This window comes from Dyadobacter sp. SRI_021, from assembly GCF_057586235.1.
Map to the genome: position 1 here is coordinate 411,561 of NZ_JBYCZM010000003.1, position 21,557 is coordinate 433,117.

The following is a 21,557-nucleotide window of genomic DNA, read 5'->3' on the forward strand; positions in this document are numbered from 1 at the left end:
GGTTAATTATTTCTGCTCAGGGTAATTGCCGCCAATGTGAGTGTACTAACCATCGATGCTATGAATGAGAACAATGCGATGCGCTCACCAGGTGTCTTCTGACGCTCGGGCTCGGCAACTTTCACCGGCACGGTCACAACCGCACCAGGTTCAACTTTGGGATAGGATCTGAAGAAGAGGAAATTCTTGGTTCTGTGCGTCCGGCCATTAGGGTATGACACGTACACGCGCTTCTTCCAACCTTGCTCAGTATAGCCACCGGCCTGGGAAATGTAATCATCGTAGCTGAACTTAGAATCGAAGTTCATAACCGAAGGATTGTGCACACCGCCCTGAATCCTGACTGTTTCGAGGCGTCTCGGGATTACCAGCGTGTCGCCGTGCATCAACAATAGATTCGAAGAAAGCGAGGGCTTGTTGACGATCGCTTCAATGTCGACCGCGATCAGTTCCTGGCCCCGGTAGAAGCGCGCACCGGGCAGGTATGCCTCAGGCCGCAGACCGCCTACCTTACCGAACAGGTCTGAAATCCGCTCGAAATTGTTGATAATGGTGTAATTCCCTGGGTACCGCACTTCACCAATGACGGTTACAGATTTCTGCGGCTCGTAACGCGGTGACTTGCGCACCACGATGATATCCTGCGGTTGGAGCTTGAATTTCTGGTCGTCAGGATTCAGGACCAGGTTGTCGGCCACGTCGATCGAAAAAATGCGGACGTTCTGCGAAGAAGGCAGGTCGAGCGTATCGTTTTTCACACGGCGCGATACTTCAATGCGATAGGGGATACCACCTTCCGTATAACCGCCAGCCTGAAAAATAAGGTCGGCGATGGTAATGTCTTTGTAATAATAATAGTTACCCGGGTTGATTACAGATCCCGAAATGGTCAGGTAGGTAAATTCTTTCAGGTCTTCCACGGATTTGATTGTCAGGATATCGCCTGCGAGCAATGGAATATCCGCTATTTCACCGTTTACAAGTTTACGAAGGTCAATCGCCACAATACCTGTCTGGGTTTCGCCGCTGGATCTTTCTAGAATGGCGCGGTTCAGGAAAGCACGCGGGCTAAGTCCCTGGGCCATCTGGATCAATTTCAGAACGGAATTGCAACGCTCTTCCAACGCATACGGGCCCGGCACCGTAACAGCACCCCGTATTTCCACCTGGTTAGCTACAACGTCCAGTATCCGTTTTATGTTGAAAATATCCCCGTTTCTAGGAGCGAAAGTTTCGATTTGAACCGAATCGATGCTACCAATCATATAATTGGTCCCGGTGTTGCGCTGGTAGGTGAAGGTCTTCGTATAGGCTTCCGGCGTGAAACCTCCTGCATAACGGATAAGGCTCCCCAGGGTTTCGCCTGGTTTGGCTTCGAAAATGCCGGGGCGTTTTAATTGGCCGTTCAGTTCTATCCTTGTTTCAAATGGCCTGATCAGGATAATGTCCTGATCTTGTAGAGCGATATTGTCGCGCAGGTCGGCATCTACCAGGAACTTGTAGAGGTCAATAGTTCTGATCACCTTGTTGTTCCTGATCACTTCGATATTGCGGTAAGAACCGTTAAGGCTTGGGCCGCCGGATATCGACAACGCATTAAATGCTGTTGCGAGCGAGGAGACTGTGTAAGTGCCTGGCCGTGCGGCTTCACCTGTGATCATCACGTGTATGCTGCGCACATTGCCAAGTGTTATGGATGAATAGGTTCCCGAACCGGGCCGGTTGAGTGTCGAATAAGCCTGGCGCAAGCGGTTTACAATGCGCTCGCTTGCTTGTTCGATGGTCAGCCCGTTGACATACACAGGAGCCAGGTTGAGCATTTTTACGGTTCCCTCCGGGCTGATCTTCATGCGGAAGTTATCCACTGCATTTCCGTAAATATCCACAACGATTTCGTCTTCAGGCCCGAGAATGTAGTTCCGTGGGGTGGCGATGCGAAGGTTAGGCTCGAAGGTAGAAGTCGAACGTGCAAAGAAAGAAGAGCCAAAAGTACGGCTCAGGCGGCGGTTTCGCGCGCTTCTTGCATTGGTGGAGTCACGCTCGTTGTTGGCTTCCTCATCGAGCTGATCCGCATCGTCCTGGTCCCTGGTTTCATCCAGTTCGTCCCGATTGGGATCATTGGTTTGCTTTTCATTTGGCTTTTGCTGAAGCCGTTTGCGCATAGCAGATATCTGATCCAAAGTGTAGCCCCTCTGCAATGCTGCTTTTTCGATGTCCATATCCGACATCCCGGCGGATTTAGCCTGGTTGTAAAAGTCGACGGCTTGCTGGTTGGTCACTTGCGAAGGGTCGATTTTGGGTTGTGTCGGGTCCGTCGGAAGCTGGGGAGAAGTGTTATTTTGAGCGAAAACCCCGATGTTGGTCAAAAGGAGTAGCAACAAGAAGGTGTTCCTGAAACAGGATCTTACAAAGGATTGATAATGCATGCAGTGTAGTTTAATTACAATCAGGACCGCTCCGTTTCCGGATGGTCCTGTGGTTAAATTTAAATGATGCCCGGGGCAAATCTACAAAATCTTACTTTATTTAAATGATCTGTCAGATCTATCTCGTTTGGATCATGAATTGGCGCCTTCCACGCGGATTGCCAGCTCCTTAAGCTGCCCATCCGAGATCGCCGAAGGCGAATCGATCATCACGTCGCGACCCGAATTGTTCTTAGGGAATGCTATGAAGTCCCGGATCGAATCCGCGCCTCCAAAAATAGAACAAAGTCTGTCGAAACCAAATGCAATACCGGCATGAGGAGGGGCGCCGAATTCAAATGCATTCATCAGGAAGCCAAATTGCTCCTGCGCTTCTTCGGCCGAGAATCCGAGGATCTCAAACATTTTCCGTTGAAGCTCTTTTTCGAAGATCCGTACTGAACCTCCGCCAACTTCAACGCCGTTGATCACCATATCGTATGCGTTGGCCCTTACCAGCCCCAGATTTTTATCCAGGAGTTCGATATCTTCCGGTTTCGGGCTTGTGAACGGGTGGTGCATCGCAAACCAGCGGTTTTCTTCTTCCCCAAATTCGAGAAGCGGGAAGTCGATCACCCACAATGCGCGGTACTCGTCAGGATTACGCAGCCCCAGGCGTGAACCTATTTCGAGACGTAGCTCGTTGAGCTGCTTACGCGTTTTATCGCCCTGGCCCGACAGGATCAATAGCAGATCGCCCGGCTTTGCGTCAAACGCTTCCACCCATTTTTTAAGCTCTTCTTCTGTATAAAATTTATCAACGGACGATTTGATCGATCCATCGGAGTTATAACGAACATATACCAGACCTTTCGCTCCGATTTGCGGACGTTTAATCCAGTCGGTCAGTTCGTCGACTTGCTTTCTTGTATAAGCCGCGCACCCGGTGGCGTTGATACCCACTACAAGGCCCGCATCGTCGAATACGCCGAAACCTTTTCCGGACGTAAGGTCGCGGTCATCGCCTTTCAGTTCTACGAATTGCATACCAAAACGAATATCCGGCTTGTCGGAACCGTACAGGCGCATCGCATCCGCGTAAGTCATGCGCGGAACTTCGGGCAGGTCGATATTTTTCACTTTCGCGAAAAGCTCACGGATCATGCCTTCGAATGTGTTCAGTACATCTTCCTGCGTCACAAATGACATTTCGCAGTCGATTTGTGTAAACTCCGGCTGACGGTCGGCACGCAAATCCTCGTCGCGGAAACACTTCACGATCTGATAGTAGCGGTCGAAACCAGCCACCATCAGCAGCTGCTTGAAGGTCTGCGGGGATTGTGGCAATGCATAAAACTCGCCCGGGTTCATGCGGCTTGGTACCACGAAATCGCGGGCGCCTTCAGGGGTGGATTTGATCAATACCGGGGTTTCTACTTCGATGAAGTTCAGGTTATCGAGGTAAGCACGGGTGTATCGCGCTACCTGGTGGCGCAATTGCAGGTTTTGGCGGACCGTATTTCTGCGCAGGTCGAGGTAGCGATATTTCATGCGGATGTCGTCGCCGCCGTCGGTTTCGTCCTCGATCAGGAACGGAGGCAGTTTTGCGGGGTTCAGAATGGTAAGTTCCGACACGCGTATCTCGATATCACCGGTTGCAATCTTGTCATTTTTCGACAGACGCTCGATTACCGCACCTTTGGCCGAAATTACGAATTCGCGGCCCAGAGAGCGGGCAGTTTCCAACACATTTGCGGGGGTTTTGCCCTCTTCGAACAGCAGTTGGGTGATGCCGTAACGGTCACGCAGATCGAGCCAGATCATGCCTCCCTTATCGCGGACGCGCTGAACCCAACCACACAATACAACGTCTTGATTTACATGTTCTAAGCTTAATTCCCCGCAGGTATGTGTACGTAACATATAACTATTTTAATACTGATATAATGAAAGTCGCTGATAATAAATGCGGCAAAAGTACGTATTTTTAGCAAATCTAACATGAAGTGTTTTTTATGAAAATATCTGACGGCGTGAGCGGACGAGTGGGATTGATCCTGGCTTCACTCGTATTTTGCGTAACCTGTTCATGCGGTGACCCCGAACCTTCCCCAGGAGGGAACGGCCTGTCGGACCAGTTTGAAACAACGCCCGAGCGGTTCCCGATTGCTACCGGTATTATTGATGAAGCATCCGGTCTGGCAGCCAGTGCTACCATGCCCGGTTACTTGTGGACGATCCAGGATTCAGGCCAGCCGAATTCCTTGTACCTCATCAGCAAAGACGGCAAAAGCATCAAAGAATATAATGTACCTGGCAGCAATAACCACGACTGGGAGGAAGTAGCAGTGGGTCCGGGCCCGGATAATGGCGTATCGTATGCCTACATAGCTGATATTGGCAACAATAACCAACCGGTAACCTCTACCAACATTATTTACCGTATTCCTGAAATCAAAGGTGCGGATGCCTCTTTCAGCCAAAGCGCATTGCAAAGGATCACTTTCAGCTATCCCGACGGCCCGAGAGATGCGGAAGCGCTGATCGTCGATCCGGTGACGAAGGACATTTTTGTATTATCAAAGGAAGCGCAGACCAATATTTACAGGTTGCCATTCCCGCAGTCGACCAGCGAAACCATGATTGCCGAAAAGATAGGCACCGTTCCGGGCGTCGCGACAGCAACTGCGGGAAGTATCTCCAAGGACGGGAACGAAATGGTGGTTCGTACCTACCTTGGCGTTTATTATTGGAAAAGAGGCAATGGAGAATCCGTCGGCCAGACGCTCGTTAAATCTGCCAGCAAAACTTTGACCGTTGCGCTTGAACCGCAGGGTGAGGCGATCTGTTTTGAAAACGAAAGCAAGGGTTTTTATACGCTGAGCGAGAAGGGGACTGTTGCCAGTGCATCATTGAATTACTACAAGAGAAAATAATCACAAACTATGATCAAAAATCTACTACGCGCTGCGCTTTTCGTGCTGGCTCAGCATGCTTATGGGCAGATTGCTTCCGACGAGCAGTACATCCGTGAAAATTATTCCAAAGCGGAATACGACATTCCCGTGAGGGACGGTGTGAAGCTGCATACCATCGTGTATTCTCCAAAGGATGCTTCCGCCGATAAAAAGTATCCCTTTTTAATGCAGCGTACCTGTTACAGTGTGTCGCCTTACGGTGCCGACAAGTATCCGCCGCGGCTGGGACCGAGCCCGGCATTGATGCGTGACAAATTTATATTCGTGTACCAGGATGTGCGCGGACGTTACATGAGCGAGGGTACCTGGACGAACATGACCCCGCATATTGATCAGAAAAAAGGCAAGAACGACGTCGATGAGGCTTCGGATACGTACGATACCATTGAATGGCTGCTCCAAAATGTGGCGAATAATAATGGTAGGGTAGGGCAATGGGGCATTTCGTATCCCGGGTTTTACACCACAGCGAGCGCATTGGCCGGCCACCCCGCATTGAAAGCTTCTTCACCACAGGCCCCGATCGCCGATTTCTTTTTCGATGATTTTCATCACAATGGTGCGTTTACGCAAGGCTATTATCTCACATTCCCGGTTTTTGGTATCAAGCCGCCGAAGCCTACGACCGACTCGTGGTTTGCAGGTGAAATGTTCACGCCCAAGCCGGATGGGTATACTTTTAACCTGGAAATGGGTTCTTTGAAGAATTTTGATAAATACTATTCACAGAACTTTTACTGGCAGGAGACGGTCAACCACCCCAATAAGGATGAATTCTGGAAGAAACGTGACATCCTGCCCCATTTGAAAGGGGTGAAACACGCATTCATGACCGTGGGTGGCTGGTTTGATGCCGAAGATTTGTATGGCCCTCTGAATACCTATAAGACCCTGGAAAAGAACAACCCTTCCATATACAATACCTTGGTGGTGGGGCCATTTGGTCACGGTCGCTGGAGCCGCGAAACCGGGCATACTTTGCACAACGACATTTATTTCGGCGACAGTATTGCCACCTTTTACCAGAACAATATCGAAGCGAAATTTTTCAAGCATTTTCTGAAAGAGGCTGGCGACGGAAAGACCGGTTTGCCGGAAGCTTATTTGTTTGACACCGGTAAAAAAGAATGGAGGACATTTGATAAATGGCCGGTAGCGAATGCTGAGAAACGCAAACTGTACTTCCATTCAAAAGGTAAACTGGATTTCAATGCACCGAAAGAAAGCAAATCGGCGACTGCATATGTGAGCGACCCTTTAAAACCCGTGCCTTATACAGCTAATTACAAACAAATGTCGGGCTTTACGCCCTTTGAATATATGTCGGAAGACCAGCGTTTCGCTGCTACACGCCCTGATGTTTTGGTTTTTGAAACAGATATACTGACCGAAGATGTTACGCTGGGCGGGGAGATCAGTGCATTGCTGAAATTCAGTACTACTGGTACCGATGCGGATTTCTTCGTAAAACTGATTGACGTGTATCCTGACGACGAAAAGAACCACGCCTATATGCCCGATTCGAAAGTGGTGCTTGCAGGCTACCAGCAAATGGTGAGGAGCGAAGTAATGCGCGCCCGCTTCCGCAACAGCTTTGAAAAACCCGAACCTGTGGTAGCAGGTAAAGTGACCGACCTGAAATTCCGCTTGCAGGATGTGCTGCATACTTTCAAAAAAGGGCATCGTATTATGGTGCAGGTGCAAAGCACGGCATTCCCGCTTTTTGACCGTAATCCGCAGAAGTATGTCGAGAATATTTACAAAGCACAGGATTCCGATTTCACTACTGCCAAACACACTATTTATCATCAGGCCGACGCTCCGAGTGCATTGGAAGTGGAGATCATTAAATGACGGCCTTTAGTATGGATTCAAAAATTTTTCTGATGACTTTAATGACAGCATCGGCGTTGTGGGGAACCGGCAATGCACAGCAATTGAAATATCCCGAAACCAAAAAGCAGGAACATTTTGACGAATATCACGGCGTAAAAGTTGCTGACCCTTATCGTTGGCTCGAAGACGACCGTTCCGAGGAAACGGCGACATGGGTGAAGGCGCAGAACGAGGTTACATTTGGTTACCTGAATGCGATTCCGTTCAAGGGAAAAATATTCCAGGATTTGGAAAAGGCCTATAATTATCCCAAATATTCGGCTCCCAGAAAGAAAGGAGACTATTTCTATTTCTACAAAAACGACGGCCTGCAAAACCAGGCCGTATTGTACCGCCAGAAGGGGCTTAGCGGAACGCCAGAAGTCGTTGTCGATCCGAACAAGCTGTCGCCCGACGGAACCACACGGCTCACCGTTTTCAGCTTGTCGAAAGACGGTGCTTACGCGGTTCTGGGCTTTTCGAAAGGCGGCTCCGATTGGCAGGAATACCAGGTCATGAATATGAAAGACCTTTCCATGCTGGCCGATAAAGTAGAATGGGTGAAGGTCTCTGGCGCGTCTTGGCAGGGTGATGGCTTTTATTACAGCCGCTACCCAAAACCGGATGGCAGCGCATTGGCCGCGAAAAACGAGAATCACCAGGTGTTTTTTCATCGCATTGGTACGGAGCAGGATCAAGACAAACTGGTATTTGAAGATCCCGCAAATCCGCAACGCTTCCATACCATGGGCACGACCGAAGACGAACAGTACGCTGTCCTGACCGTAAGCGACCGGGGAAAAGGTAAAGACGGTAATGGGGTTTGGGTGTTGAAGAGGGGCGAAAGCCGTTTTGTACCTATACGCGAAGAGATCACCGACGCCAGTTTTCGCATTATCGAAAACATTGGCGATGATTTTCTGATCGAAACCAACGACGGCGCGCCGAATGGCAAGGTAATGCTTTTCAAAACGGCTGGCCGGATCTGGGAAACCGTGTTGCCGGAGCGTGAGGAACCGCTCGAATCTGCTCAACTGGCAGGCGGGAAATTGTTTGTATCCTATTTGAAAGATGTGACCTCGCGCGCGTATGTATACACGCCCGCGGGTGTGCTTGAAAGCGAGATCCAAATGCCCGGACCAGGCTCGGCATCGGGCTTTGGAGGGGACCGGGAGGACACCTTTGTCTTTTATACATACACTTCCTTCAACTACCCTTCGACGATCTTCCGCTATGACATTGCGAGCGGAAAGAGCAGCGTTTTCCGCGAACCCGAAGTGACGTTCAAGCCGTCGGATTATGAAACGAAGCAGGTGTTTTACCCAAGCAAAGATGGTACCCGCATTCCGGCATTCATTACCTATAAAAAAGGATTGAAGCTGGACGGGACCAATCCCACGATCCTTTATGGTTACGGCGGGTTTAACGTTAGCCTGCCGCCTGCGTTTAGTCCTACCCGTATCCCGTTTTTCAACCAGGGAGGCGTTTTTGTACAAGCGAACCTGCGTGGCGGAAGCGAATACGGTGAGAAATGGCATGAGCAGGGTATGAAGCTGAAAAAGCAGAATGTGTTCGATGATTTCATTGCTGCAGCGGAATTCCTGATCCGTGAGAAATATACTTCGCCGGAGCGGCTGGCCATTCAGGGAGGTTCCAATGGCGGCTTGCTCGTCGGTGCCGTGATGAACCAGCGCCCAGAGCTTTTCAAAGTGGCATTCCCGGCCGTAGGTGTAATGGATATGCTCCGTTTCCACAAATTCACGATCGGCTGGAACTGGATTGCCGATTACGGAAGCAGCGATAATGCGGAGGAATTCAAGGTTTTATACGGATATTCTCCGCTTCATAATATCAAAAAGGGTGGCCATTATCCTGCTACGATGATTACAACCGCCGATCACGACGACCGCGTGGTACCGGCGCATTCGTTTAAGTATGCCGCGGCATTGCAGGCAAAGGCGGGAAGCTCTTCCGCCAATCCATTGCTGATCCGGATTGATACCAACTCCGGCCACGGCGCCAGTAACACCAAAAAAGCGCTGGAAACCCAGGCGGATATTTATGCATTCCTCTTCCGGAATATGGGCCTCACCTGGAAGTAGTTCGGTCTGTCAAAGACTACTATATTAAGCTTCAATAAAATTTTTGTAACCGGTGTGCAATTTTGTTGCACATTCGGTTACATTTGTATATACAACATTCTTACAGTACCGGCAGCATTGTTCTGTCACCGTGGCACCCGCTCAACGTTTTTAGGAATTACTTAACCTTTTTCTGTGACGCTATGAAAGGATGTCTACTGGGGCTTGTTTGCCTTTTTGCTTCTGTATATTCATTTGGCCAAACGCTGGAAAGTGACCGACTGGCGCTGGTGGCATTTTATCAAGTCACCGGCGGAAACAATTGGCACGACAATGCCGGCTGGACCGTTCCGGGAAGCCCTGGCGATAATCCATGCGGCTGGCGCGGAGTTACTTGCGAGAATGAGCGGGTTACCAGTCTGATTCTGGAAGAAGAAGATATCGTTGCGCCTATTCCGGCGGCTGTGGGGAACCTTACTGCATTGAAGCATCTGGATCTTTCAGGCCCTGGCGGCGAGATTCTTTATTTCTACGGCGATTTACCTGTGGAACTCGGGAATCTAACTAACCTTGAATACCTGGATTTAAGCGGCAATCAGTTGACAGGGGCTAATGTTTCTGTCATAAATAATCTGACTAAACTTAAACATCTCTCATTGACTCCTTATCCAAACTGGCCTGCCCTGCCATCGCTCGCAAATCTGATCAATCTGGAGTATCTGCGTCTTGCGGTGGAGGACGCCGCTATGCAAGCGGAGGGGTCGGTAGGCGCTATTCCGGCATATATCGGAAATTTTACCAGGCTCAAAACGCTGATCATGCGGCACGGAGGTGTTACAGGAACTATCCCGTCGAGTCTCGGTGGTTTGACAGATCTCGAAGTACTGGATCTAAGTGAAAATCAGCTGACGGGCGCTGTTCCTGCGTCATTTAACAACCTGACCAAACTGACTAAACTGGACTTGTCTAATAACAACCTGAATGGTCCGGTTCCGAACATTCTGGGGATTCCTATCGAAGCTGACGTAAGAATCAATAATAATGCTTTCACGTTTTCGGGCATGGAAACGAATATCAGCAGGCTGGATTCCTATGGTAATCAGGAAAAATTTAAGTTGACAGCCATTGTTCCGCTGCGAACCGCTAATAATTTGAGGACAACAAGAGCTATGGGTGGAATGTTGATCGCGGATTTTGCTGGTGGAACAGCGGCCAACAATACTTATAAATGGTACAAAAGTGGGGTGCTGGTTGCTACGACCGTGGGCATCCAGTATTTCAGTACCGCAGACGGGATTTACCGGGCGGAAGTAACAAATAGCCTGGTGCCGGGACTTACTATGGTCAGTGAGGATTTCGTTCTCGTGGGAATGCCTGTAACGCTGATCTCTTTTGACGGAAAGTCGGAGAACAATCAAACTAAACTTACCTGGAAAACTTCCGCTGAAACCAACAACCAAGGCTTCGAAATAGAGCGCAGCGCGGATGCGCGGAGTTTCGCAAAAATCGGGTTTGTAGACGGAAATGGCGACACAAAGGAAGTCAATACCTATCATTTTACCGACGTTAGCCCACTGGTAAGAGGCTTCTACCGCTTGAAGCAGCTCGATTACGACGGCAAATTCGAGTATTCAAAAATCATTGAAGTAAAGGGCGATGCTCCAATGGTGAAGGTTTACCCTAATCCGGCAGAGGAATATCTAACCATTTCAGGCAGTACGCAAAAACTGCCGTTTTCGATTGTTGATCAGAACGGGCGTGTCGTGCTGAAAGGGCTTGCGACGGACAAGGATCAGATTGATGTAAGAAAGCTGGGAGCCGGCAGTTATGTTGTAAAAGTAGGTGAAGAAGTTAGTAGATTATTGATCATCAGGTGATTGACTCCTTAAATAAGAAATGATATGCGTAAATTTTTACTACTTCTTCTGTTTATTTCCATAGAATCAATAGGGCAGACGCTGGAAAGTGATCGCCAGGCACTTGTTGCAATCTATAACCAGGCTAATGGTCCTACCTGGCTGGTCAATTGGGTTGTACCGGGCAATGTCGGCGATAGCCCTTGCGGATGGGACGGCGTGACTTGTGCTGGCGGCCGGGTTACACGTCTTAGTATCAGCAACACCTCCGAGCCTGCAATATTGCCATCTGAAATCGGGAATCTTACGGAACTGACGCACCTTGACCTCTCTACGGGTTATCTGGGACCGGGATTTGAAGGGACTCTCCCCGCAGAAATTGGTAATCTCTCCAAGCTGGAATATCTGAATTTTCTGGGAAATGGTTTCAGTTCAAGTAGTATGTCCGAAATCGGCAATCTTACAACCCTGAAAGAATTGCACATCACTCTTTCGGGCGATGTCCCTGCAAGTTTCGCGAACCTGGTTAATCTTGAGCGTTGTGTGATGGGCAGGTTTTCGCCTTTGTTGGCAATCGGGACGATAGCATTCCCTGACGTTGTCTGTCAATGGCCAAAAATTAAAATGCTTCGTATGGGTGGCGTTGTGTTTTCCACTCCGATACCAGGCCAGATAGGAAACCTCACGACGCTCGACACATTGGAACTAACCGGAACCCGCCCTTATGCGCTTGCTTCCTACGCTAGTGTGGGGGAGATTCCTGCTGAAATTGGTAATCTGACAAACTTGCGTTGTCTGAATATTTCATACAATGGTCTCACCGGATCTATACCGGCATCTTTTAATAATCTGACTAACCTGACGACACTGGATTTGTCATATAATAACCTGACTGGTCCAATTCCGAGCCTTTCGGGAATTACTGTTGCCGCTGATGTAAGAATCAATAACAATAAATTCAATTTCAGCGGGATGGAGTCTAACATTAGTCGCCTCGATCAATACGCACCACAAGCACTGATCGACGCAGGATTGATCGGTCCGATGTGTGTTGGTTGTCTCCCAACTTGGATTATGCCCTACACAGGAGGCACGATGGCGAACCTGACACACAAACTTTACAAAAATGATGTGTTAATCAAAACAGTGAGCGGTATTGATGGCGTGGACCTTGACGGAGAAGGAATTTACCGCGTTGAAACAACCAATAGCTTTGTTCCGAATTTGACACTGGTGACAAAGAATTACGTGGTAGTTAAGCTGCCGGTAACGCTTGTTTCTTTCGACGGTAAGTCAGAAAGCAGCCAAACCAAACTCACCTGGAAAACTGCTGGGGAAATCAATAACAAAGGTTTCGAAGTCGAGCGCAGTGCCGATGCAAGGACATTTGAAAAGATTGCTTTCATAGACGGCAGCGGGGATGCGAGAGGGGAGCAGTTTTATCACTTTACTGACGTCAACCCATTCTCAATAAGCTATTACCGATTAAAGCAATTGGATTACGATGGTAAATTTGAGTACTCGAAAGTCATCAGGGTAAAGAGTGATGCCGCGATCGTGAAGGTTTATCCAAACCCTGCGTACGATCACCTGATCGTTTCAGGCGTCACAGAGAAGCGACCATTTTCGATCGTCGATGGGAATGGACGTATCGTCCTGGACGGCCTGATCGCAGACAAGCAGCAGATTAATATCAAGAACCTCATAAGTGGCCGGTATGTGATAAGAGTAGGTGAGGAGAGTAGCAGTTTGCTTATTCACAGGTGATTAACATAAATAAATTGGAATAGCCATGCGTAAACTTTTACTGGTTCTCCTGTTAGTTTCATTCCGATCATTTGGCCAGACGTTGGAGAACGACCGTTTGTCCCTGGTAGCACTTTATAATGGTTTTGCGGGCGCGAACTATCCGGAACTATCCGATTGGGTCATACCCGGTAACACTGGTGACAGTCCTTGCGGCTGGTATGGCGTTACGTGTGAAGGAGGGCGTGTGACGAAACTGGTTTTAAAAGAGTTGCTGTTAGAGGGGCAGCTTGTATCCGAAGTGGGTAATCTGACGGCTTTAACTACCTTGGATCTTTCGAAAACGGGGATGTGGATGGGTAATCTGACGGGGAATCTGCCTGTCGAGTTGGGTAATCTGACCAACCTGGAATATCTGTATATCGCTGACCAGGCATTTGGAAGTACCAGCCTGGCAGTGATTGGGAACCTGACCAAGTTGAAGGGGTTGTCCCTGACTCCGACTGGCGAAATTCCAGCTAATTTTACAAATCTTGTCAACCTGGAAACTTTATATCTGGGATCGGGCGACCCGATGGGTGGGTTCTCTGATTTTTCTTTTCCATCCTTCCTCTCGGTCCTGCCCAAGTTGAAGGAATTGTATTTACAGGGTTGGGTAAAAGGTGAATTCCCGGCTGCAATTGGCAGTTTTTCGAATCTTGAAGTATTGGAGCTTAATACCAATGGCTTTCCAAACGCAATTCCACAACAGCTCGGTAATCTGTCGAAACTAAAACGATTGTATATCAGTCGTTATGAGGGATTGGGCGATTTTACATTTTTGAGCAACCTGTTAAATCTTGAAGAACTGGAACTGCATGATAGCTACTTCGCTGGAAAACTACCGACCGGGATAGGTAACCTTACGAAACTGAATAAGATCATCATAAACAATGCAAGCTTTGACGGGGGCATTCCGCCGGGTATCAGCGGCTTGTCCAATCTAACGGTCCTAAATCTGAAATACAATGCATTTAGCGGCCCGATACCTGATCTTTCGCATATTCCTGCGTCAGGGCTGGTCGATCTTTCCAATAATGCATTTACGTTCGAAGGTATGGAATCCAATTTTACCTCGTTGGATCAGTATTCGCCTCAAGAGAAAATTGTGATCAGCGCGCAGCCGGTGCCAGGTGGGGCGCTATTGACTGTACACGCCGGCGGTACGTTGAGCAACAATACTTATAAATGGTATAGGGATAATGTGCTTTTTACGACCATTGTGGGGAATAACTCACTGACGGTAACTGACGTTTCGACCTACCGTGTGGAGGTGACCAATAGTGTGATGACCGGATTGACACTGGTAAGTTTCAATTATAGAAACGTGCAACTTCCGGTCGCGCTGGTGTCTTTCGAAGGCAAGTCCGAAAACAACCAAACCAAACTCACTTGGAAAACAGCCTCCGAAACCAATAATAAAGGCTTCGAAATCGAGCGCAGCGCCGATGCGCGTAGGTTCGAGAAGATTGGTTTTGTAGATGGCAGCGGCGATACGAAAGAGAAACAGTTTTACCACTTTACCGACCTCAATCCATTAGTAACAGGTTATTATCGGTTGAAGCAATTGGATTATGGCGGGAAATTTGAATATTCGAAAGTCATTGCCGTGAAGGCTGGCACGGGAACCCTCAAAATGTACCCGAATCCTGCGCAGACGGAACTTACCGTCGAAGGTGCTGCCGAAAACGAGCTGGTTTCAGTATTTACGTCCACTGGCGGTCTGGTGATTGCGGGCGCGAAACTGACGGCGGGCAAACTCGATGTGAAAGACTTGAAAGAAGGCATTTACACCATTAAAATCGGCGATGTCGCAAAGAAATTGTTAATAAAGCGGTAAGTCAGTAAGGTTATTTTTTCTTTTCGTGGTCTGAACTGTTACAAGAATGGTTCAGGCCATTTGTTTTATATTGAAACTTCCAAATCTCACATTAATTCTCGATTTATTTCAACATGCAGGATACAACAGGACGGTGTGCATTACTAAGTTTCCTAATCTTGCACATACGTTCAGAGTAGTATTAATCTGTTAAAATACTTTCAGGAAAGAAGAACTTTTACCTCAAAAATGATAAATAATCAGGAAACAAATATGAGCAGTTCTAAAGTAAGCCAGTACAGGTACGTAAGCTATTTATGGGATGAAGAGAAAGCCGCTTCCCTGGGTGATGATCAGGTTGCACTTCTTCTGTACCGTTCAAATCTGTTGGGTGCCGATCTACGCCTGACCAACTATGCTGGTGGAAACACAAGCTGTAAAACCATCGAAAAAGATCCGCTGACAGGCAATCCTGTCGAGGTGATGTGGATCAAAGGCTCAGGGGGCGATATTGGTACTTTAACAAGAAGCGGACTGGCTGGTTTGTACGTCGACCGCCTGCATAGTTTAAAAAATATCTACCGCGGGCTGGAATTCGAAGATGAGATGGTAGAGTTGTTCAATCATTGCATTTACGACCTGAAATCGAAGGCCCCGTCCATCGATACACCGCTGCACGGCTTACTGCCTTTCAAACATATCGATCACCTCCACCCGGATGCGTTGATCGCGATCGCAGCATCGAAAGAAGGTGAGGCCATCACCAAAGAATTGTTCAATGGCGAGCTGGCGTGGGTACCCTGGCAGCGTCCCGGTTTCGACCTCGGCCTGCAATTGGAACAGGCATTGAAAGACAACCCGGGCATTCGTGGTATCGTTTTAGGTGGTCACGGCTTGTTCACCTGGGGGGATACTGCTTACGAATCTTACATCAATACGCTCGATACAATCGAAAGAGCGTCGGAATACCTGGCTGAAAACTATGGCAAAAAACGCCCCGTTTTCGGTGGCGCACGCCTGGAAAGCGAGCCGAAAGAACGCCGCACGTCGATCGCAGGCAAGCTGGCGCCTTATTTGCGCGGTCTGGCTTCCGAGCAGCAGGCCATGATCGGTCACTTTACCGACGACGAGCGCGTACTGGAATTCATCGCAAGTAATGACCTGGACAAACTAGCGCCGCTGGGTACCAGCTGCCCCGACCACTTCCTGCGTACAAAAATTCGCCCGTTGGTATTGGATCTGCCATTTGAGAAACTGGAAGCAACCGATGCGGAAATCCTGGAACACATCCGTCCGCAATTCGAAGCATACCGCGCGGATTATATCGCTTACTACGAGCGCTGCAAGCATTCCAACAGCCCGGCTGTGCGTGATCCGAACCCGGTGATCATTTTGTTGCCAGGAGTAGGTATGTTCTCGTTCGCGAAAGACAAGCAGACTGCACGCGTTGCGGCCGAGTTTTATATCAATGCGATTAATGTAATGAAAGGCGCCGAGGCGATCTCTTCTTATGTTTCGCTGCCGGAGCAGGAAGCATTCGATATCGAATACTGGCTGCTGGAAGAAGCGAAATTACAGCGTATGCCAAAAGAAAAATCGGTATCCCGTAAAGTTGCTTTCGTAACCGGCGGCTCGGGCGGTATCGGTAAGGCTATCGCTCAGAAACTGTTGCAGGAAGGTGCTTGCGTGGTGATTTCAGATATAGATGAAAAAGCATTGGCAGAAACCAAAGCGGAGTTCGATGCGAAATTTGGGAAGGACTTCTCCGACACAACCGTAGCGAACGTACTCGACGATGAGGCGATCAAAGCGGCATTGCATGCGACCAAGCTGAAATATGGTGGTGTGGATATAGTGGTGAACTGTGCAGGTTTGTCGATCTCGAAACCATTGGCGGAGACTACTATCAAAGACTGGGATATTTTGCAGGATGTATTGGTAAAAGGCCAGTTCCTGGTATCGCAGGAGTCGGTGGCGATCATGCGTCAGCAAGGCCTGGGCGGTGATATCATTAATATCGCGAGCAAGAACGGTATCGTTTCCGGCCCGAACAACGTGGCTTATGGAACGGCTAAGGCTGCTCAGCAACATATGTCGCGCCTTTTGGCTGCGGAACTCGGCCCTGACAAGATCCGTGTAAACGTGGTGAATCCCGACGCGGTAATTGCCGGAAGCAAGATATGGGAGAGCGGATGGGCTGCCGGACGTGCCAAGGCGTACGGTATTAAAGTGGAAGAACTGCCTGCTTACTACGCGAAAAGAACCGTATTGAATGCAGAAATCCATACGGACGATATTGCAAACGGCGTGTATATTTTCGTGAGCGGCTTGCTCAATAAGAGCACCGGAAACGTGATCAACGTCGACGGCGGTGTTCCTGCGGCATTCCTTCGCTAATGATCAAAATATGTTAAATCAGACTTGGCGGGTTGTAGTGACTTGCCAAGTCTTTTTAATTCTATCCAGATGAAAATTGAACAATATCAGATCGATCAGCACAACGACAGCCTGTTTTCGCGGCATAACAACCAGTACATCTTCCTGCAAGAGCAGTTGGGTGAGCAGGGTATCAACGCAAAAGACATTGTAAAATCGCTCGAAGCGTTCCAGGTGGCGATCCCGAGCTGGGCACTGGGAACGGGCGGCACCCGTTTCGGGCGTTTCTCGGGAGTAGGAGAGCCTCGTTCACTGGAAGAGAAAATAGAGGATGTGGGCTTGCTGCATGCGTTGAACCGTTCGAGCGGCTCCATTTCACTGCATATTCCCTGGGATATTCCCGGCGCAGCACAGCCGATCATCGACCTGGCAACTTCGCTGGATTTGAAATTTGACGCGGTTAACTCCAATACCTTCCAGGATCAGAAGGACCAGGAGCTGTCCTACAAATTCGGCTCGCTCTCGCACGTGGACGCGAAGGTGCGCAAGCAGGCGATCGAGCATAATATCGAGGTGATCAAACATGGTGTGAATCTTGGTTCCAAAGCATTGTCGATCTGGTTGTCGGACGGTTCCTGCTTCCCCGGGCAGTCGAACTTTGTGAGAGCATTCCAGAACACGCTCGAATCTTTGCAGGAAATTTACGCAGCGTTGCCGGACGACTGGAAGGTTTATGTGGAATACAAAGCCTACGAGCCTAATTTCTATTCCACCGTAATCCAGGATTGGGGCAGCTCATTGCTTTTCTGCCAGAAACTCGGGCCGAAAGCGGACGTGCTGGTGGATCTGGGACACCATTTGCCGAATGCAAACATTGAGCAGATCGTAGCTACATTGATGATGGAAGGCCGCCTTGCAGGCTTCCATTTCAACGATTCGAAATATGGGGATGATGATCTCACAGTAGGGGCTATCCGTCCATACCAGCTGTTTTTGATCTTCGTAGAGCTCGTGGAAGGCATGAAGCGCGCCAACCGCGCCAGCGATACTTATGCCTGGATGATCGACGCCAGCCATAATGTGAAAGATCCGCTGGAAGATTTGCTCCAATCGGTGGAAGCGATTCTGATAGCGCAAGCGCAGGCGTTGCTCGTCGATAGAAAGAAACTGGAAGAGGCCCGCAACGAAAACGACGTGGTACTGGCCCAGCAAATCCTGCAAAATGCATTCCGCACCGACGTGCGCCCGCTCGTACGCGAGGCCATGCGCCTGAGCGGCGGCTCGCTCGATCCGATCGGTTTGTACCGTCACCTCGGCGTCCGCAATGAATTGTTGAACGAACGCGGCAAACTGACCGTAGCGACAGGGCTTTAATGCAAAATGTCAGTCTGAGCGCCCCGTGCACTCAGACTGACATTATCAAAGCGATTTCCGCCGGATCAATGTGAATGGGTTTTTGACCAGCGCCCTTTTCCCTTCCTTAATAATCTCCGCCGCGGTTTTACCCATCTGCTCATGGTCGGTGGAAATGGTCGTAATGCCGTCGAGCAGGATTTCTTTCAATGGCGTCTCATTGTACGAGATAATGCCCACATCTTTGCCCACGACGAGTTGCTGCTTTTTGCATTGCTTAATGAGGTTTACCAGATCGTTTTCTTCGATAACCACATAGGCCGTATCCTTCACCGCCGTGCTGTTTTCATGGAAATCATACATGATCTCATGCTCAAACTCGTGTTGAATGCAAAAAATGCGGAAGCCTTTGAGGATTTCCTTCGGATAGCGGATCATCGTTGGGAAAATGAGGACCAGCTTTTTGTAGACTTTCAGCAAGTCCACCGCCTCGTTCAACGCGTGTACAATATCCTTCTCGAAATTCTGGTAGACGGCTGAATGCTTTTTGGTCGTGAATTCAATGTCCTTGTCAAGCAAAATCAGTTTCTCCGGCGGGATCATTTTCAGCGTTTCGATCGCCTCATCCATCTCTTCGTAGAAATGCGGCATGATCACGTAGTAGTCGTATTCTCCCAGGCTGTTCTTGATCAGGTTTTTGAAAATATTGGTATTGGAGTGATGAATATGCAGGTCGACGTTCACATTGGGGCCGATATTCTCCACAAATGCATTGTAAACCTGCTTCTTATAATTGCTTATTTTGTTGAAAACCAGCAGGATACGCAGTGATGTTTCAATATCCACGCGGTTGATAAAATAGCCTTTTCCGCGAACTGAAATCAGCACGCCGTCCTTAATAAGGTGCTTATAAGCCTTTTCGACGGTATCGCGCGAAAGCAGGTATTCCTCACTTAACTGGTTAATGGAGGGGATCTTGTCGCCTCGTTTCAGCTTTCCTTTACTAATCGCCTGCAACAGCGATTTGATAATCTGCATGTACTTGGGTGCACTCTCCTTGAATTCAATGTCAAATTGTATTTCCATTCAATGCCGTGGGTTGGGGGTCAGGCTAAAAATAACATTTTTATCTGTTTTCGAAGCGTAAATCGAAAGTCTTCATAAACAAAAACAACCCGACGGAAAATACTACTATCCCGCCGGGTTGTTTTTATGTTAAGGGTTGAAATTATCTCGGTCCTCTGCCGCTGCGTTCGCTAGAACCACCACCGTGGTTGCCGTTGTCGCCGCCGCCGCGGTTACCCCCGCCATTGTCGCCACCTCGATTACCGCGGTCGTTGCCGCGAGGCTCCGGTGCGCTTCTTTCCTGGCGTTCTATACGCGGTGCGGGCTCGAATGACCGGTTACTGCGTTCCTGTCTTTCGGGGCGTTCGATGTTCGGGCGCTCCACACGTTCCGCACGGTTGCCGAAGTCACGGTTACGTTCCGGGCTATTGCCAGGGTTGCCATATTCCCGGTTACGTTCCGAGCGGTTTGGTGCTTCATAACGATCATTACGGCCTGGATTCGGCGTTTCGTAGCGATCGTTGCGATTTTCAATCGCGTCACGGTTGCGTTCATAGCGGCCGTTGCGCTCTTCATACGGATTGCGCGCGCCACGTCTTGAATTATCACCCGGTTCAATGCGGTTGTCGTAGTTGCGATTGCTGCGGTCAATGCGCGGGTTGGCGTCGATAACGCGGCCTCCGCGGTCATGATCGCGGGTACCGTAGTCGTAGCGGCCGTTTCCACGGTCGGCAATGATCACACGTCCGCGGCCTCTGGGGCTGGCGTCGATTGTACGTATAGGTACGCTTCTGCGGGTAACGCGCTCGATCTCGTCACGGCGCGGGCCGTATACGTACGTGCGGTTGTTGCTGCGGTAGTAGTTGTTAATTACTACCGTGTTGTTGTAATAATGCGATACCCGTCTTTGCGGAGCGCAGTATGAATGCCAGCTGGGACTGAGGATATAACGTTGCGGCACAAACACCCACCAGAAAGATGGAATATTGACGGAAACATTGATGCTCACCCCAGGTCCAAGCGGTGCCCAGCCGTAATAGCCGCCGCCCGAGCGCCAGTTTACCCATGCAGGGCCCCATTCGTAATCGGGGATCCAAAACCAGCCGTAGTAATCGTCATACGACCAACGACCGTAGTGGAACGGCGCCCATCCCCAATCATATTCCGAAACCCAGGTATTTCCGTATTCTGTCTGTTCCCAGTAACCTGCGGTGGAGTAAGGCTGGAAACCACGGGGAACGTCGGGGATCCAGACGGAACCATACTGCGGATTACGCATCCAGCGGCCATAAGGAGCAAGCTCGTCATAAAAAGTTTCGAACGTAATCCTGAAACCGGGCTGTGCCTCGGTTTTGTTGGACACTGAAACTCCGACGAACATGAAAATGAACAGGCCGATTATTCTTAGTGTACGCATGGTGCCCATTGCTTTATGTTGTTAATTGTTTTCCTGTTGTTTAAAAATCGATTCTTGGACGTTACTTTTAGACTCTGGTTTAATGGCCCGCCGGACATTAACACGTGTTAACAAAACTTCTATTTCAAATGATTGATCCTGAAATCCTGCATCCTGAACTCGTCTTTCAGACGGCCCGGAGCGGTGGTAAGGGCGGGCAAAATGTAAATAAGGTCGAAACAAAGGTAGAACTGCGTTTTGATATTCCGAATTCGCAATTCCTGACCGGCGAGGACAAGCAAAAGCTAACCGAAAAATTATCCAACCGATTAACGAACGGTAAAGTGCTCGTATTATACCACCAAACCGAGCGCTCGCAACTGGCCAACAAGGAAAAGGTCGTCGAGAAATTCGACCGGCTTATCCGTCAGGCGCTTACGGTAGAGAAAGATCGTAAAGCGACCAAGCCTACACTGGCTTCGAAGCTGGAAAGATTGAAAGCCAAGCAACGCACGGCCGCCGTTAAATCAATGCGCCGGAAGCCTTTTGAAGAATAAACGAAAACACC

13 protein-coding genes are annotated in these 21,557 nt (G+C 49.2%); 9 read left to right on the forward strand and 4 right to left on the reverse strand.

Annotation, left to right across the window (positions count from 1 at the left end; genetic code table 11):
• Window positions 1–2: 2 nt before the first annotated feature.
• A complete protein-coding gene (locus tag AC2YIT_RS11035; protein ID WP_430844651.1) occupies window positions 3–2,426 on the reverse strand; it encodes an SLBB domain-containing protein in 2,424 nt (807 codons plus the stop codon).
• A gap of 132 nt (window positions 2,427–2,558) precedes the next feature.
• Window positions 2,559–4,328: an aspartate--tRNA ligase gene (gene aspS / locus AC2YIT_RS11040; RefSeq protein WP_487279202.1), complete on the reverse strand. Its 1,770-nt coding sequence runs from the start codon at window positions 4,326–4,328 to the stop codon at window positions 2,559–2,561.
• 92 nt (window positions 4,329–4,420) lie between these two features.
• Between aspS and AC2YIT_RS11045 the strand changes: the two genes are divergently transcribed.
• The 8 genes from AC2YIT_RS11045 (at window position 4,421) to AC2YIT_RS11080 (ending at window position 18,549) form a co-directional block, all read left to right on the forward strand.
• The gene (locus AC2YIT_RS11045) at window positions 4,421–5,341 is read left to right on the forward strand and encodes a PE-PGRS family protein (protein WP_487279203.1); all 921 of its coding nucleotides are present in this window, start codon (window positions 4,421–4,423) and stop codon (window positions 5,339–5,341) included.
• Between the two features lie 9 nt (window positions 5,342–5,350).
• Complete coding sequence (locus tag AC2YIT_RS11050; RefSeq protein ID WP_487279204.1) at window positions 5,351–7,237, forward strand: CocE/NonD family hydrolase; 1,887 nt, start codon at window positions 5,351–5,353, stop codon at window positions 7,235–7,237.
• A 32-nt stretch (window positions 7,238–7,269) separates the two neighbouring features.
• Window positions 7,270–9,360 carry a prolyl oligopeptidase family serine peptidase gene (locus tag AC2YIT_RS11055; RefSeq protein ID WP_487279205.1) on the forward strand — a complete coding sequence of 697 codons (2,091 nt, stop codon included), beginning with the start codon at window positions 7,270–7,272 and terminating at the stop codon, window positions 9,358–9,360.
• Window positions 9,361–9,542: 182 nt separating this feature from the next.
• Window positions 9,543–11,216 carry a leucine-rich repeat domain-containing protein gene (locus tag AC2YIT_RS11060; protein ID WP_487279206.1) on the forward strand — a complete coding sequence of 558 codons (1,674 nt, stop codon included), beginning with the start codon at window positions 9,543–9,545 and terminating at the stop codon, window positions 11,214–11,216.
• Window positions 11,217–11,240: 24 nt separating this feature from the next.
• Entirely contained in the window at window positions 11,241–12,962 is a 1,722-nt protein-coding gene (locus AC2YIT_RS11065; RefSeq protein WP_487279207.1) for a T9SS type A sorting domain-containing protein, read from the forward strand.
• Between the two features lie 25 nt (window positions 12,963–12,987).
• Window positions 12,988–14,820, forward strand: coding sequence for a T9SS type A sorting domain-containing protein (locus tag AC2YIT_RS11070; RefSeq protein WP_487279208.1), 1,833 nt, complete (start codon window positions 12,988–12,990; stop codon window positions 14,818–14,820).
• A gap of 252 nt (window positions 14,821–15,072) precedes the next feature.
• Window positions 15,073–17,196 carry a bifunctional aldolase/short-chain dehydrogenase gene (locus tag AC2YIT_RS11075; protein WP_487279209.1) on the forward strand — a complete coding sequence of 708 codons (2,124 nt, stop codon included), beginning with the start codon at window positions 15,073–15,075 and terminating at the stop codon, window positions 17,194–17,196.
• Window positions 17,197–17,265: 69 nt separating this feature from the next.
• Window positions 17,266–18,549 carry a sugar isomerase gene (locus AC2YIT_RS11080; protein ID WP_487279210.1) on the forward strand — a complete coding sequence of 428 codons (1,284 nt, stop codon included), beginning with the start codon at window positions 17,266–17,268 and terminating at the stop codon, window positions 18,547–18,549.
• 45 nt (window positions 18,550–18,594) lie between these two features.
• Here AC2YIT_RS11080 and AC2YIT_RS11085 read toward each other — a convergent pair whose 3' ends face one another.
• Together AC2YIT_RS11085 and AC2YIT_RS11090 are read right to left on the reverse strand one after the other, a co-directional pair.
• Window positions 18,595–19,614: a GntR family transcriptional regulator gene (locus AC2YIT_RS11085; protein ID WP_430844664.1), complete on the reverse strand. Its 1,020-nt coding sequence runs from the start codon at window positions 19,612–19,614 to the stop codon at window positions 18,595–18,597.
• A gap of 142 nt (window positions 19,615–19,756) precedes the next feature.
• Window positions 19,757–21,010: a DUF6600 domain-containing protein gene (locus AC2YIT_RS11090; protein WP_487279211.1), complete on the reverse strand. Its 1,254-nt coding sequence runs from the start codon at window positions 21,008–21,010 to the stop codon at window positions 19,757–19,759.
• 128 nt (window positions 21,011–21,138) lie between these two features.
• Here AC2YIT_RS11090 and arfB point away from each other — a divergent pair, with 128 nt between their 5' ends.
• A complete protein-coding gene (gene arfB / locus AC2YIT_RS11095) occupies window positions 21,139–21,546 on the forward strand; it encodes an alternative ribosome rescue aminoacyl-tRNA hydrolase ArfB (RefSeq protein ID WP_223402442.1) in 408 nt (135 codons plus the stop codon).
• The last annotated feature ends 11 nt before the right edge of the window (window positions 21,547–21,557 follow it).